This is a genomic window from Myroides guanonis (assembly GCF_900114085.1).
Lineage (GTDB): Bacteria > Bacteroidota > Bacteroidia > Flavobacteriales > Flavobacteriaceae > Flavobacterium > Flavobacterium guanonis.
This window is the reverse complement of record NZ_FORU01000005.1, coordinates 71,665-86,911: the sequence shown is the minus strand read 5'-3', so window position 1 is coordinate 86,911 and position 15,247 is coordinate 71,665. Positions and strand designations below refer to the sequence as shown.

12 protein-coding genes are annotated in these 15,247 nt (G+C 34.9%); 5 read left to right on the top strand and 7 right to left on the bottom strand.

What is annotated here, in order from left to right:
• Nucleotides 1–268: 268 nt before the first annotated feature.
• The 3 genes from BM024_RS06090 to BM024_RS06080 all read right to left on the bottom strand — a co-directional run bounded on the left by BM024_RS06090 (nucleotide 269) and on the right by BM024_RS06080 (nucleotide 5,562).
• A complete protein-coding gene (locus tag BM024_RS06090; RefSeq protein ID WP_090678574.1) occupies nucleotides 269–1,171 on the bottom strand; it encodes a DnaJ domain-containing protein in 903 nt (300 codons plus the stop codon).
• Between the two features lie 364 nt (nucleotides 1,172–1,535).
• Entirely contained in the window at nucleotides 1,536–2,756 is a 1,221-nt protein-coding gene (odhB, locus tag BM024_RS06085) for a 2-oxoglutarate dehydrogenase complex dihydrolipoyllysine-residue succinyltransferase (RefSeq protein ID WP_090678573.1), read from the bottom strand.
• A 49-nt stretch (nucleotides 2,757–2,805) separates the two neighbouring features.
• Nucleotides 2,806–5,562 (bottom strand): 2-oxoglutarate dehydrogenase E1 component, encoded by a 2,757-nt coding sequence (locus BM024_RS06080; protein WP_090678572.1) that lies wholly within the window; start codon nucleotides 5,560–5,562, stop codon nucleotides 2,806–2,808.
• Between the two features lie 113 nt (nucleotides 5,563–5,675).
• Here BM024_RS06080 and BM024_RS06075 point away from each other — a divergent pair, with 113 nt between their 5' ends.
• A complete protein-coding gene (locus BM024_RS06075; RefSeq protein WP_090678571.1) occupies nucleotides 5,676–6,224 on the top strand; it encodes a hypothetical protein in 549 nt (182 codons plus the stop codon).
• Here the strand turns inward: BM024_RS06075 and BM024_RS06070 are convergent.
• Both BM024_RS06070 and BM024_RS06065 read right to left on the bottom strand, forming a co-directional pair.
• Entirely contained in the window at nucleotides 6,208–6,549 is a 342-nt protein-coding gene (locus BM024_RS06070; protein ID WP_090678570.1) for a hypothetical protein, read from the bottom strand. The genes BM024_RS06075 and BM024_RS06070 overlap by 17 nt on opposite strands.
• A 1-nt stretch (nucleotide 6,550) precedes the next feature.
• A complete protein-coding gene (locus BM024_RS06065) occupies nucleotides 6,551–7,525 on the bottom strand; it encodes a polyprenyl synthetase family protein (RefSeq protein WP_090678569.1) in 975 nt (324 codons plus the stop codon).
• Nucleotides 7,526–7,800: 275 nt separating this feature from the next.
• Between BM024_RS06065 and BM024_RS06060 the strand changes: the two genes are divergently transcribed.
• Genes BM024_RS06060 through BM024_RS06045 form a run of 4 tightly spaced genes read left to right on the top strand, consistent with a single transcriptional unit; the run spans nucleotide 7,801 to nucleotide 14,033 of the window.
• Nucleotides 7,801–8,415, top strand: a complete 615-nt coding sequence (locus BM024_RS06060; RefSeq protein ID WP_090678568.1) for a TetR/AcrR family transcriptional regulator — start codon at nucleotides 7,801–7,803, stop codon at nucleotides 8,413–8,415.
• Nucleotides 8,415–9,752: a TolC family protein gene (locus BM024_RS06055; protein ID WP_090678567.1), complete on the top strand. Its 1,338-nt coding sequence runs from the start codon at nucleotides 8,415–8,417 to the stop codon at nucleotides 9,750–9,752. The genes BM024_RS06060 and BM024_RS06055 overlap by 1 nt, the downstream gene beginning before the upstream one ends.
• 16 nt (nucleotides 9,753–9,768) lie before the next feature.
• Complete coding sequence (locus tag BM024_RS06050; protein ID WP_090678566.1) at nucleotides 9,769–10,833, top strand: efflux RND transporter periplasmic adaptor subunit; 1,065 nt, start codon at nucleotides 9,769–9,771, stop codon at nucleotides 10,831–10,833.
• A 20-nt stretch (nucleotides 10,834–10,853) separates the two neighbouring features.
• Nucleotides 10,854–14,033, top strand: coding sequence for an efflux RND transporter permease subunit (locus BM024_RS06045; protein ID WP_090678565.1), 3,180 nt, complete (start codon nucleotides 10,854–10,856; stop codon nucleotides 14,031–14,033).
• Nucleotides 14,034–14,167: 134 nt separating this feature from the next.
• Here the strand turns inward: BM024_RS06045 and BM024_RS06040 are convergent, their stop codons facing one another.
• Both BM024_RS06040 and BM024_RS06035 read right to left on the bottom strand, forming a co-directional pair.
• Nucleotides 14,168–14,428, bottom strand: a complete 261-nt coding sequence (locus BM024_RS06040; RefSeq protein WP_090678564.1) for a VF530 family protein — start codon at nucleotides 14,426–14,428, stop codon at nucleotides 14,168–14,170.
• 108 nt (nucleotides 14,429–14,536) lie between these two features.
• Entirely contained in the window at nucleotides 14,537–15,196 is a 660-nt protein-coding gene (locus tag BM024_RS06035) for an ATP-binding cassette domain-containing protein (RefSeq protein WP_090678563.1), read from the bottom strand.
• Between the last annotated feature and the right edge of the window lie 51 nt (nucleotides 15,197–15,247).

The window sequence follows — 15,247 nt, the reverse complement described above, 5'->3', positions numbered from 1 at the left end:
AAGATTGAATTTCTTAAACTTATTCACAAAAAAGCTAAGTTGTCAACAATCAATAAAGCAACAGAATAAATTAAAAAAATCACTAAAGCTCAACCACTTAACACCAATAGGCAAGAGAGCGATACTAAAAACAAATCAAAATCATTTCCTAATATTACAACAAACCCTTATACACACAAGGGTTTAATCGGTATCCCAGAAAACACAATTAAACAAAAAGAAAACAACTATAGACACCAAAATCAAATCCACAAAGCTATTTGAAAAATCATTCAACTGGCCTTCCAAATCTATTAATTCCAGAATCCCCCTTAAAATACAGCAATGCTAAATAAGTAACAACATTAACATATGGAATCAATATCAAAAAACTAAAAACAGCACTCCAACCTAAATCCTGAAATCGCCTTGCAGTTTGAACTAAAAAAACAAAACTACCCACAATAGTTACCAGTCTAAAAATAGCCCCAAGAAAATCAACTCCCTGCAACGCATAAAAAAAGAACCATAAAAAAACCAATGCCAAAGTTCTCTTAGCATACGTTTTTCTAGACAACCTACCGACAGGATTAAAGAAAGTCTTAAATCTCAATTCTTCATTCTCAGAATAAACCCCTTCACTAGCCTTTTTTTCATCTTCGGAAAATTTTCTATACAATCCATTTTCTAAAATAATCCTCTTACTAACCCTCTTTCCAGATTTAGAATCTGTAGCAATCAACTCAACAGGTAAGTACCGTTTACGATAATTATTAATTCGATAATTAACCTTCCCTGTCAAAGAATCGACAAAGCCAAATGGAAGTATTTGTATAGTATCAGCATACCTACAATCCCATGAAAACATCAATACATCTCCCTCGAAAAAATAAGGTAATTCACTGACAAATGAATATATTATTGGAGCATTAATACTTTGTCGTTTAGTAGCAGATTGATAAAAAACCGAATCATAATTCGAAGAAGCACTACTTCCCGAGTCATATGCAGTTCGTTTACTTTCATCCTTCAAAACATCATAAGCCTCTTTAACCTGAATAAACATTTGTGTATAATGCGGATTATTTCCGTTCAAGTCTGGATGAAATTTTTTAGATAAATTCCTATAAGCACTCTTTACCTCTGCAGTAGAAGCACCCTTTGTCAATCCTAAAACCTTGTAATAATCCATAGACTTCTATAATGTCATTTTAAAAAAGTGAATTTAACTCTTAAAAGTGACATCTTTTAATCAACACGACTGAAATCACAAAAAAATCACACTTACTCTTTTCTACAAACGAAAACTCCATCCTTATCTATTCTTCCTTTTTTAAGATCTCTAACATAATTAATAGATACCTTTCTTAGCAAATAGCTTATAGTCGCTCTCCACTCGATATAATCTACATTAAACATCGACCACAAATCCCTATCATATCGAGAGCATCTACTCAATCAAGTTATATCTATGTAATATAATATTTTTTACAAAAAAAAACGACCTCCAATAGGAATAGGAAGTCGTTTTTTGTATCACTTAGATTCACTATAAACTATAGTTCTAAAGCTTTTGTAGGATTGTTATCCATCAACAATTCAACTGGATTCTCTAAAGCTTCTTTAATAGCTACTAAGAAACCAACAGACTCACGTCCATCAATGATTCTGTGGTCATAAGAAAGTGCTAAATACATCATTGGATGAATTTCCACATTTCCATTAACTGCAATAGGACGCTCAATAATATTGTGCATACCCAAAATTGCAGATTGTGGAGGATTGATAATTGGAGTAGAAAGCATAGAACCAAATACACCACCATTTGTGATTGTAAAAGTACCACCAGTCATCTCATCAACCGTAATTTGTCCATCACGAGCGCGAATAGCCAAACGTTTGATTTCATTTTCAATACCTCTAAAAGATAATAACTCTGCATTTCTAACCACAGGAACCATCAATCCTTTAGGACCTGATACCGCGATAGAAATATCTGCAAAATCAAACTTAATTTGCTCTTGACCATCGATCATAGAGTTAACATCTGGGTATAATTCCAATGCACGAGTTACAGCTTTTGTAAAGAAAGACATGAATCCTAAACCAACACCATGTTTATTCTTAAACGTATCTTTATACTCGCTTCTTAATTTATTCACGTTTGTTAAGTTAACTTCATTAAATGTAGTTAACATAGCAGTAGTGTTTTTAGCCTCAACCAAACGCTCTGCTACTTTACGACGCAACATAGACATTTTCTTGCGCTCTTCACCTCTTGGACCTCCAGTAGGTGTACCCATAGAAGGAACTGCTTTAACAGCATCTTCTTTAGTTACTCTACCATCTTTTCCAGTACCTTGAATAGTTACAGGGTCTATATTTTTTTCATCTAATATTTTCTTTGCTGCTGGAGAAGCAGATCCCGTAGCATACGTAGATGTAGCCGCTGGTGTCGCTTCCGCTTTTGGTGCTTCAACAACTTTAGGAGCATCTGCTGGAGTTGATGCCGCCGCCGCTCCACCTGATGGTTTAGCCGCACTAGTATCAATTAAACAAACCACTTGACCTACTGCTACCGCATCACCCTCTTCCGCTTTAAGCGTAATGATTCCACTTTCTTCTGCTGGTAATTCTAAAGTTGCCTTATCTGAATCAACCTCAGCAATAGCTTGGTCTTTTTCAACGTAATCTCCATCTTTTACTAACCAAGTAGCGATTTCAACTTCTGTGATTGACTCCCCTGGTGAAGGAACTTTCATTTCTAAGATACTCATCAGTATATACTTTTTAGATATTGTTTATGTAAAAATACGAATTATTCTATTATAAATTTTTGTCAAATACTTTTGCTACAGCATAAGCATGACGTTTTTTCGAACGTACACTACTTCCAGAAGCCGGAGCACTATACGCCTTAGTTGCTGCTAATCTAAATGGTACTTCATGGAAGTTCATCAACATAAATCCATAAGCCCCCATATTCTTAGGCTCTTCTTGTGCCCAAACATAATCGTCTGCATTTGGATATGCTGCAATAGCCTCTTTCATCTTATCAACAGGTAATGGGAACAACTGTTCTACACGAACAACAGCCACATCATTTCTACCCAATTCCTCGCGTTCCGCAATTAAATCATAGTAGAATTTACCCGAACAGAAAACTAAAGATTTCACTTCCTCCGCTTTTACGTTTGGATCTAAAATCACTTGTTCAAATTCTCCTTCCGAAAACTCTGAAACAGAAGAAACTGCTAAAGGATGTCTCAACAAACTCTTAGGAGTAAATACGATTAATGGTTTTCTAAAATCAGTAATCATCTGTCTTCTCAACAAGTGAAAAAAGTTTGCAGGCGTAGTACAATTAGCAATATACATATTGTGTTCTGCACAAAGCTGCAAATAACGCTCTAAACGAGCTGATGAATGTTCCGCTCCCTGGTTTTCATATCCATGAGGTAACAACATCACCAATCCATTCTGATTTGTCCATTTATCTTCTGCCGCAGAAATATACTGATCTAACATGATTTGAGCACCATTAGAAAAATCACCAAACTGTGCTTCCCAAATAGTCAAAGTCTTTGGACTTGTCAAGGCATAACCATACTCAAAACCAACAACTGCATATTCTGACAACAATGAATTATATATATCAAACGTTCCTTTTTGGTCTTTTAATTGATTCAAAAGAATTACAGACTCTTCCGTATCTTCTGTTTTTATAACAGCATGACGGTGAGAGAATGTTCCACGCTCTACATCTTGACCTGAAATACGAACATCATAACCATCAACAAGCAACGATCCATATGCCAACAACTCACCCATAGCCCAATCCAACTTGTCTTTTTCAAAGAACATAGTATTGCGATCACCTATTAAACGTTTAACTTTACTGATAAACTTTTTCCCTTCAGGAACTTTAGTTATCACTTCTGCTATCGCTGTAAGCTTTTCTTTCGAAACTTTAGTGTCATACGTTTTCAACATTTCGTCCTCAGCAACAATTCTGTAGTCTTCCCACTCTTCTTGCATAAACGTACGAATCTTAGCGAACTCGTTTTTACGAGATTCCTCTAAGCACACTTCTAAAGCATCTTTATATTGCTTCTCTAAAGTCCCAACATAGCTTTCATCCACTACTTTGTCTTCCAACAATCTAGCGCTATAAATATTTCTACTATTTGGATGCTTAGAGATTAATTTATATAATATAGGTTGTGTAAACTTTGGCTCATCACCTTCGTTATGCCCATATTTACGATACCCTACCAAGTCAACAAACACATCTGTTCCAAATTCCATACGGTACTCCAATGCAAACAACAAAGCGCGTACTGCCGCTTCTGTATCATCTGCGTTCACATGTAAAACAGGAGCAGAAGTTACTTTTGCGATATCCGTAGAATAAGTAGAAGAACGACCATCTTCAAAGTTAGTCGTAAAACCAACTTGATTATTTAACACAATGTGAATTGTACCTTCTGTTTTATATCCACGAAGCTTTGCCATTTGGACAATTTCGTAAACAATACCTTGTCCAGAAATAGCAGCATCACCATGCAATGCAATAGGCAACACTTGTGATGGACTTGATTTATATTTTTTATCTTGCTTTGCTCTCGAAATTCCCTCAATAACAGCACCAACTGTTTCTAAGTGAGAAGGGTTCGGTGTCAAATCCAAGTGAATATCATTACCCGATTTTGTTTTTCTAGTAGAACTAAGTCCTAAGTGGTACTTAACATCACCATCAAAACCTTCAACCGCATCATAGTCTTTTCCGTCAAATTCAGAGAAAATTTCTTGTGCAGGTTTTTTGAACACGTTTGCCAAAATGTTTAAACGACCACGGTGAGCCATTCCAACAACGATTTCCTTCACTCCTTTTTCTGCTGCAGACTCAATCAAGAAATCTATAGCAGGAATTGCAGCTTCTAACCCTTCCAAAGAGAAGCGTTTTTGACCTACATATTTTGTATTTAAAAAGTTTTCAAAAGAAACAGCTTCAATCAGCTTTCCTAAGATTTCTTTTTTCTGCTCATTATCAAATTTAGCCTCTAGAGTTTCATAGTGCTTTTCTATCCACTCAACAGCCTTTTCATTTGCCATGTATTTATACTCAATACCTAAAGTAGAGCAATACATCTTCTCTAATCTTTCAAGAATTTGAGATAAAGTAGTAGTTGGAAGCTGAATAATTTTAGCTACCTCAAAAGAAGTACCTAAATCAGCTGATGAAAGACCAAATTTCTCCAAACTCAAATCAGGAGCATGAACTTTTCTATCGCGAAGTGGATTTGATTTAGTAAGTAAGTGTCCATGAGTCCTATAAGCCTCTATAAGCTTTAAAACAGCAAACTCTTTCTGAATTTGCCCTCCATTTGTAACACCTTCTGTTGTATTGTACGCTTTTGATAATTGCTCAACAGGCCCATCGCTGAACTCATTTGCAAAATCAAAACCTTGAAAGAAGCTCCTCCAACTCGGCTCTATACTATCAGGGTGTTCTAAATATTGATCATATAACTCTGCAAAAAATGCTGTATGTGCCGCATTTAAAAAGGAATATCTATCCATAATTTTGTCTAAAGACCTTTTGTTTAAATATATTTAGACAAAAATACAACACTTTCTAACAATTCAACAATCTTTTACTTACATTTATCTCACAAATAATTTATAATACAAGAATGACAAGATTTAACATCACCAATTTAACACGTTTTTTACTTATATCGTTTTTTTTAACGGGTTGTTTTTCCAATATCGCACAGAATCAAGACAATAAAACTCAAAACAACGATTTTGCAAAAAATCTAAGATTTGGTGGAGGACTTGGTTTAGGATTCGGAAGTGGCTACACAGACATCATGATTGCACCTAGTGCAATTTATCAAGTCAACAATATGGTTGCTGTAGGAATCGGGCTACAAGGAAGTTACGTAGAGAGTAAAAACTACTACACCTCTTTTATGTATGGAGGTAGTATTATTGGACTTTTTAATCCAATTCCTGAAATCCAACTTTCAGCAGAATTGGAACAATTAAGAGTAAACAATAGCTACAAAACAACTTCTGGCCCAGATTATGATCACGATTTCTGGAATACCGCTTTATTTCTAGGAGCAGGATACAATACAGGAAATGTAACAGTGGGTTTACGTTATAATGTATTATATAATAAAAGAGACGATGTTTACGGTGGAGCTTATATGCCTTTTATTAGAGTGTATTTCTAATCCATACTTTTTGCCATTCTCTCTTGAGAATTAAAAAAGTAATTTGCTCCCAATATACATCAATAGGTAACCCTTTTAATGCATCAACCGATGCCTCTGAAACATCTACTCTATATAATAGATTAGAAAATTTAGAAACATCGGTTGAAACTATTCTATTAATCTCTTGATGAACCTGATTAACCAATTCTTCAATGGTTAAGCCATCAAAAGAGACCTCTATAAAAGTAGCACTATAAAAATCCTTTTCCAATTGTCTTCTCATTGCATCTAGCAAATTGAAATCAGAAAGTTTATCATTTAGATATGTAACTACTTCAGACATACTAAACCTCTCTATCCATCAACTCTAAACTGAATTGACGAAGTAATTCTTTTTTATCTTCTGGAATATCTAAAGCTTCTAAAATTGTTAGTGCATTATCAGTATACTCCTTAATTAAACCTTGTGAAGCTTTTGCAGATTCTGTTTCAATAAAAAGCTCTTTCACTCTGCGAATTTTTTCAACCCCATCACCTTCCGTCACAGCGAAAAATGCCTCCAACTCCTCACGTTGAGCTGTTGAACCATTCAACAAAGCCTTAAGATATAGGTAAGTTTTTTTATTTTCTAAGATATCACCTCCAATTGTCTTTCCGAAAACAGCGACATCTCCAAACGCATCTAAATAATCATCCTGCAATTGAAAAGCAATACCAAGATTCAATCCAAAATCATAAATCTTTTGTGCATTTTCCTCAGAAGTCTCAGCAACGATAGCTCCCATTTTCAGAGCAGCCCCTACTAAGACAGCTGTTTTATACTCAATCATTTTCAAATATTCTGGAATAGCTACATCATTCCTAGTTTCAAAGTTGATATCTAATTGTTGTCCTTCACAAACCTCAATAGCAGTCTTGCTGAACAACTTTGCTAAATCTTTAAATATAGGTGCCTCATAATTCTCAAAATACTGATACGCTAAAATCAACATAGCATCTCCGGATAAAATCCCCGTATTCACATTCCACTTCTCATGCACTGTTTGATGCCCTCTCCTCAATGGAGCTACATCCATGATATCGTCATGAATCAATGAAAAGTTATGAAACAATTCAATCGCTGTTGCTGCATAAATCGCTTTCTCTGGTGATGAACCAAACACTTCCGAAGACATCAAAGTCAACACTGGTCTAATTTGTTTCCCTCCTAAAGACAAAATATAACTTATAGGTTCATAAAGTTCCTTTGGATGACCGTCCAGTTTTATAGAATCGATATAGGTAGCTATTTGCTCTTTATATTTACTAATTGATTGCATTTCTAAAAATTTGGGTAAAAATAAGCGTTTTTTTCCAACTTCTTCACACCTTTATCTTCATTTACTCCTCTTCTTAATAATACCTTAAAAAACGCCTTTCAAATCACACTTTCTTCCAACACCTTTTACATACTCACTTCTATTAATTAAAAATCATTTTTTACCTCTGTCTTCAAAACACTAAAAGCACAGAATGTTAAAACAAACATAAAATCATGGAAACTTCGGAAACACTAAAAGTTTCCATAGTATATTTGCCGTAAATTTAAATAGAAATGGAAGAGACAATTTTAAATAAAGCATCCGAACTATTCTTAGCTCAAGGGTTTAAGAGTGTTACTATGGATGATATAGCTACTGAGCTTGGCATTTCTAAAAAAACAATCTATCAGTATTACGCTTCGAAATTGGAATTAGTAGAAAAAACCATGCTATTCATCAATTCCAAAATATTACATGAACTGACTTGTCAAATGTCAAATGACTTAGACTCTATTACAGAAATGCTGGAAGCTCATCGTAAAATCGATGAAGTACTGACTATCAATAATTCGGCTTCCTTACATCAACTCAAAAAGTATTATCCCAAAATAGCTCAAAAAGTACGCAGTTTGCATTTACCTCAATATTTGCAACTTATAGAAGGAAACATTAAAAAAGGCATAGAACAAGGGCTGTTTCGCTCTGACATTGATATTGAATTTAGTTCTCGTTTCTTCTTCGCATCTAATATTGCATTAGAAGACACCGCGTTTTTCCCCGAAAAAGACTTCGACTTAATACAAATACACAAATTACATTTAGAATACTACCTACGAAGCATCGCTACTGAAAAAGGACATCAAAAAATAGAAGAACTCAAAAAAGATCGCATTAAAAACTCAAACTAATGAAAAAATACAAAATAGCGCTTTCCCTATTTCTCATAGGATTCATAGCACAAGCACAAGAAGTAAACCTCAGCTTAAAAGAGGCACTAAACTATGCTTTAGAACACAAATCAGAAGCATTAAAAGCACGTCTTGAAGTTGAAAACAGCAACTATCAGATTCAAGAGGTAAGAGCTATGGCTCTACCGCAAATCAATATTGAAGGGAGTCTCACAAACAACCCGATTATTCAAAAAAGCGCCTTACCTGGTGAAATAATAGGAGCACCAGGAACAACACTAATGGTACCTTTTGGTTTAGAATGGGGGTCTTCTCTAACTGCTAGTGTTTCACAAATACTATTCAATCAATCTGTATTTACTGGATTAAAAGCAGCTAAAACAACCCGTGAGTTTTATAAAATAAACAGCACCCTCACCGATGAACAATTGATAGAAAAAGTAGCTCAAAGCTACTATCAAGTTTACCAATCGCAACAAATGTTAAAAACCATTGAAAGCAATGTGTCGAGTACCACTAAGGTAAAAGACATTATCGAAAACCTTTACTCTAATGGTCTTGCAACAAAAATCGATTTAGATAGAACTAAGGTAAGTCTAAGTAACTTACAGGCTAAAAGGCAACAAATTATCAACTCCATAGAGCTTCAAGAAAATTCATTAAAATTCTTGATTGGAATGGACTTACATAGTGCCATAAAAATGCCTAACAGCACATTTGATATAAATGAAGCAGTCGTGTTCTCAGAAAGCAATATTGAAAACCGAACTGAAATGCAATTGTTAAAAAAACAAGAAGAACTTTACACCTATCAAAAGAAAGCTAAGCTATCTGAACACTACCCTACTCTTGCTCTTTTTGGAAATTTTGGTTACCAAGGTCTCGGTGATAATTTTCCGTGGTTTAAAGAAACTAAAGACCAAGTTTATTGGACCAATAGTGCAATGGTTGGACTAACACTTAAAATCCCGGTTTTTCAAGGACTGGGAACTCGTGCTAAAGTAAAGCAAGCAGAAATCGACCTTCAAAAAATCGAATTGGATATCAAAGATACGAAGCAGGCACTTTCTTTAGACTTTAAAAATGCACAAACACAAATTCAAAATGCTTTAATCACTATCCGCATTCAAGAGGAAAACGTTGCCCTAGCTAAAGATGTAATGTACAATATACAGAACAACTACCGCAACGGAATTGCACCTTTAACTGATTTGTTAAGTGCAGAAACTGCCTTTACAGAAGCAGAAAATAACTATACCACTGCTTTATTGGATTACAAATTAGCAGAAGTTGCTTTGATTAAAGCACAAGGAGAACTAACAACATTACTAAAATAAAAACTCAATAGCATCCATGAAAAATAAAATTATCACAGGAATTGTACTAGTCGCTGTCCTAGCAGGAATTGTGTTTGTACTAAATAAAAATAAAGCTCAAAACGAGGCTGACACTCAAATTGCTGCTCAAACCAATCCGTCCATAGCAGTACGTATTGCTCCAGTTAAAAAAGGATCTATCAACGCAACATATACAGCTAATGGAAATTTCATTCCAGAACAAGAAGTAAAAATTGCAGCTGAAACATCTGGTCGTGTTATAAAATTATTAGTTGATGAAGGTTCAGTCGTAAAAGCAGGTCAAACATTAGCCTTAGTTAATGGTGACCAAATTGGTGTACAATTACAAAACGCACAAACCGCTTACGCAACTGCACAAGCAAATGCTGCACGTTTTGAAAGCGCTTATAAAACTGGAGGAGTAACACAACAGCAATTAGACCAAGTGCGATTATCACTTGAAAATGCAAAAGCACAATTGAGATCAGCACAAATTACAGCGAATGACGCCAACGTTAAAGCACCTATAAGTGGTATTATCAACAAAAAATTAGTTGAATCAGGGAGTTTCGTATCTCCTGGCACCGTATTATTCGAATTGGTAAATGTAAGTCAATTAAAATTGCGCATCAACGTAGATGAAAGTCAAGTAGCTAGCTTAAAACTAGGAGACAAAATCAAAGTAAAAGCAAGTGTATATCCAAATAGAGATTTCGAAGGAAAAATAAGCTTCATTGCTCCCAAAGCAGATGCATCTTTAAACTTCCCTATTGAAATGATTATAGAAAACCAAACAGATGCCCCTTTGAGAGCAGGAATGTACGGAACGGCTTATTTCCAAGCCTTTGCTGGTGAAAACACAGAAACACTTACTGTACCTAGAGAAGCTTTTGTTGGAAGTGTGAGCTCCAACCAAGTCTTTGTTGCCTCAAATGACAAAGCAACGTTAAAAACCATTAGTACTGGAAGAAACTTTGGTAATGAAGTAGAAGTTATCAGTGGACTGAAAGAAGGAGAAAATGTAATTATCTCTGGACAAATCAACTTGATTGATCAAGCACCGATTAACATCATTAAATAATTAGCTAACAAAACTAAGAAATGAAAATAGCAGAAATATCCATAAAACGCCCGAGTATTATTATAGTACTCTTTATCATATTGATGCTCGGGGGGATTTTTAGTTATAAAAACTTGAGTTACGAACTCGTACCTAAGTTTGAAATTAACGTTGTTACTATCTCTACTGTTTATCCAGGAGCGTCCCCTTCTGAAATAGAAAACACAGTAACAAAGAAAATAGAAGATGCAGTATCCTCATTAGAGAACGTAAAAAAGATTGAAGCAAAATCCTATGAGAGTTTATCTGTAGTAATCGTATCTCTAGAGCCAGAAGCAGATGTCGACTACTCTCTAAATGATGCGCAACGAAAAATTAACGCCATTTTAAAAGACTTACCGGAAGATGTGGACCCTCCATCTTTAGCGAAATTTTCATTAAGTGACTTACCAGTTGTAACTCTAGGGGTAACTAGTAATTTAGATGAAAAGGGATTATTTGACCTTTTGGATAAAAAGATTCAACCTATTTTCTCTCGTATTAACGGGGTGGCGCAGGTGAACCTTATCGGTGGGGAAGAACGTGAAATACAAGTAATGATTGATGCCAAGAAAATGGAATCATATGGACTAAGCGTTCCTCAATTACAACAAATGATATTAGCTTCGAATCTTGATTTCCCTACAGGGAGTGTAAAAACAAGAAATGAACAAATTCTAATTCGTTTAGCAGGAAAATACAAAAACGTAGAAGAGCTAAGAAATCTAGTCGTCGCTTCAAAAGATGGTATCCAAATTCGATTAAGTGATTTAGCCGATGTTCAAGACAGTCACAAAGACGTTGAAAAAATAGCACGCTTAAACCAAAAGAATACTATTTTACTAGAGGTAATTAAACAATCTGATGCCAACGCAGTTGAAGTAAGTAGACTGGTTCAGGAAACTATTAAAACAGTAGAAAAGAACTATGCAGACCAAGATATTAAAGTTACTATAGCGAATGACACGAGTGAATTTACGCTTAAAGCAGCCAATGGAGTAATGTTCGACCTTGGATTAGCTATTGTATTGGTAGCCTTTGTAATGTTGTTTTTCTTGCACAGTTTTAGAAATGCCTTAATCGTAATGATTGCTATTCCACTGGCATTAATCTCAACCTTCATAGGTCTTTATATTATGGGATATACCCTTAACTTAATGAGTTTATTAGGACTCTCGTTGGTTGTGGGAATTTTAGTGGATGACGCCATTGTTGTAATCGAAAATATTCACCGTCACATGGAGATGGGAAAAAACAAGGTGCGCGCAGCTTTTGATGGTACAGCAGAGATTGGATTTACAGTAACCGCTATTACTTTAGTAATTGTTGTAGTATTCTTACCAATCGCAATGAGTTCAGGATTAGTATCTAATATTATTACACAATTCTGTGTAACCGTGATTTTTGCAACATTGCTATCTCTTTTGGTTTCATTTACTATCGTTCCGTGGTTATATTCACGTTATGGTAAAATTGAAGTAATCAGCTCACACTCTTTCTTCGGTCGTATTTTAAATAGATTTGAAAGAGGTTTAGAAAAATTCACACATTTTATTTCTGATTTATTGGTGTGGGCGTTGCGTTCAACAATGAATAGAATTATTGTTTTAGCAATAACATTAATACTTTTCTTTTCTTCAATAGCGCTGCTTCCACTAGGGTTCATTGGTGGTGAGTTTTTCCCTCAAACGGATAAAGGTGAGTTTTTGGTGCAAATAGAATTAGAAAAAGACGCTTCTATTGAAACAACAAATCAAGTCACACAACAAGCTGAACAGTTTTTGAGAACTAAACCTGAAGTAGTTACTTTAATTACAACAGTAGGTCAGTCAAGTGAAGGAATGGGTTCTGTACAAGCAACTAAATATAAAGCGGAGATTGCTGTTACCTTGGTAGACAAATCAGAACGTGAAGACAACTCTTTCATCTATGCTGCCAAACTAAAAAGAGAGCTAGAAAAAGAACTAGTAGGAGCGAAAGTTAAAACAGTACCTGTAGGATTAATGGGAGCCGAAATGGCACCATTGGCACTTACTGTAACGGGGTCTTCTATGGAAGATGCTATGGAATTTGCACTACAAGCAGAAGCTATCTTACGAGACATACCAGGAGCATCAGAAATAAAGTTAACCTCTGAAGACGGTAACCCCGAAGTTAATGTACAAGTTGACCGAGATAAAATGGCTGCCTTAGGTTTAAACCTACAAACAGTAGGTATGACTATGCAAACCGCTTTTAGTGGGAACACCGATGGGAAATTTAGAGCCGGAGAATACGAATATGACATAAACATTCGCTATCAAGAATTTGATCGCTCTAACATTGAAGATGTTCGTAACATTTCATTTGTGAACAATGAGGGGCAAAACATTAAACTACATCAATTTGCAACTGTCGCATATGGATCAGGACCATCATTATTAGAACGTAGAGATAAGAGTCCATCTGTAACTGTACAAGCACAAGCAATTGGTCGTCCTACAGGTACTATAGCTGAAGAATGGGAATCTAAATTCTCTCAATTAGACAAGAAACCTGGAGTAGATTTTATTTGGGCAGGAGATATGGAAAACCAAACAGAAGGGTTTGGTACTTTGGGAATCGCCTTATTGGCAGCGATCGTTTTAGTTTACTTAGTAATGGTAGCCCTTTACGACAGTTTCTCTAAACCATTTATCGTATTATTCTCAGTACCGTTGTCGTTTATTGGAGCTTTACTAGCTTTAGCTTTAACTAACACCTCATTAAATATCTTTACGATTCTAGGGATTATCATGTTAATTGGTTTGGTGTGTAAAAATGCCATCTTACTTGTTGACTTTGCAAATCATAGAAAAGAAGCCGGAGACAATACACATGATGCGTTAATCGCAGCGAACCATGCACGTTTACGTCCGATTCTAATGACTACCATTGCCATGGTAATTGGAATGGTACCTATTGCATTAGCTAAAGGAGCAGGAGCTGAAATGAACAATGGAATAGCTATTGTGGTTATGGGAGGTCTATTATCATCTCTATTCTTAACTCTTGTTATTGTTCCTGTAATTTATTCAGCATTTGACAGTATAGGTAGAATGTTTGGTCAAAAAGAAAAAGTAGATTATGCTGGTTTAATAGAAGAAGACTACGTTCCAAACGAAAGTTTTGTAGATGAATTCGAAAAGAAAAGCAATCACTAAAAATTTGTTATTTGTCTTTAAAAAATCCCGTTGTGAAAAGTTCACAACGGGATTTTTTTATTTATTTAATTTCAGAATAACAAACCCTTTGATCTACTCGAAGAATTTAGTACTATAAATTAGCCTAGAGAAAACTAATCTAATGTTGTATTATTATCCAACCTCTCTTTTTTTGCTTTTTGACGCAATACATAAAGGTACAAACTCTCTACTTTATCACGCGCCCACGGTGTTTTTCGCAAAAACTTCAAAGAGGAATTTATACTAGGTTCATGTTGAAAGCATCTAATATTAATTTGATTACCCAGTTCTTCAAAACCATCATAATAGCTCACTAATTCTTCCAGAATATCAGCTAACTTTTTTCCGTGCAAAGGGTTCTTTGAGTTTTCCATTTTTTTTTTACAAATATAGTCGTATTCTTTTCTTTATTTAAAACATATAGATTCAAAAGAGAAAGGCCCCTCAATTTTTAATATTCTCGAAAGCAAACCTGTTATTTTTTATTGAGGTAAATAATTCCAAAAAACTAAATCTTCCTTATCCTTTACAAGCTTTAAGTTTCCTCGGTTCATTAGATATACCGTGTCTAGTATTGGCTCTAAATTAAAATAATCATGATCCGTGACTACTATTCCTTTATTTTTCAATTCCTCTTTAACAAATCCTTTCAATCTCTCTTTTAATAAAGGAGATAGTTGACTAAAAGGTTCATCTAATAGAACAAACCTAACTTTCATTTTTAATATTATTCTCACCTCTAGATATCTCAACTCACCCCCAGATAGTGTACTTACTTTACGGTACTTTATCTTTTCAATAATTTCATCATTCGCAAAAGAGCTTTCCAAATCCTGCCCTAAATAAAATCTGATAACCTGAGCTACTTTTAAACTCTGAGGAAGAAACGAATGCTGAGGAAGATAAGCTAGTAACCCCCGCTTTTTATAAGGAGCCTTAAAATTCTTACCAAAAACTCTTATGAACTTATTATCTGCTTGCTCTATTCCAAAAACAATCCTCATCAATATTGATTTTCCACTACCATTTCTTCCGACAATCCCAACTACTTTTCCCTCTTCACACTTAAAATAGATATCTGAAAGAGTCAGATTATCATTAACTTTTCTATAAATACTATCTACCTCTAAACAATTTTCCATAGTACAGTTATTATAATTAGTAGAACAGCAAAAACAAGGTTAAACAAGAAG

What these genes read in the sequence shown, in the direction of transcription:
- BM024_RS06045 (WP_090678565.1), top strand. Translation starts at nt 10,854, where the DNA reads ATGAAAATAGCAGAAATATCCATAAAACGCCCGAGTATTATTATAGTA.
- BM024_RS06040 (WP_090678564.1), bottom strand. Translation starts at nt 14,428, where the DNA reads ATGGAAAACTCAAAGAACCCTTTGCACGGAAAAAAGTTAGCTGATATT.
- BM024_RS06075 (WP_090678571.1), top strand. Translation starts at nt 5,676, where the DNA reads ATGACAAGATTTAACATCACCAATTTAACACGTTTTTTACTTATATCG.
- BM024_RS06090 (WP_090678574.1), bottom strand. Translation starts at nt 1,171, where the DNA reads ATGGATTATTACAAGGTTTTAGGATTGACAAAGGGTGCTTCTACTGCA.
- odhB (WP_090678573.1), bottom strand. Translation starts at nt 2,756, where the DNA reads ATGAGTATCTTAGAAATGAAAGTTCCTTCACCAGGGGAGTCAATCACA.
- BM024_RS06035 (WP_090678563.1), bottom strand. Translation starts at nt 15,196, where the DNA reads ATGGAAAATTGTTTAGAGGTAGATAGTATTTATAGAAAAGTTAATGAT.
- BM024_RS06060 (WP_090678568.1), top strand. Translation starts at nt 7,801, where the DNA reads ATGGAAGAGACAATTTTAAATAAAGCATCCGAACTATTCTTAGCTCAA.
- BM024_RS06065 (WP_090678569.1), bottom strand. Translation starts at nt 7,525, where the DNA reads ATGCAATCAATTAGTAAATATAAAGAGCAAATAGCTACCTATATCGAT.
- BM024_RS06050 (WP_090678566.1), top strand. Translation starts at nt 9,769, where the DNA reads ATGAAAAATAAAATTATCACAGGAATTGTACTAGTCGCTGTCCTAGCA.
- BM024_RS06080 (WP_090678572.1), bottom strand. Translation starts at nt 5,562, where the DNA reads ATGGATAGATATTCCTTTTTAAATGCGGCACATACAGCATTTTTTGCA.
- BM024_RS06055 (WP_090678567.1), top strand. Translation starts at nt 8,415, where the DNA reads ATGAAAAAATACAAAATAGCGCTTTCCCTATTTCTCATAGGATTCATA.
- BM024_RS06070 (WP_090678570.1), bottom strand. Translation starts at nt 6,549, where the DNA reads ATGTCTGAAGTAGTTACATATCTAAATGATAAACTTTCTGATTTCAAT.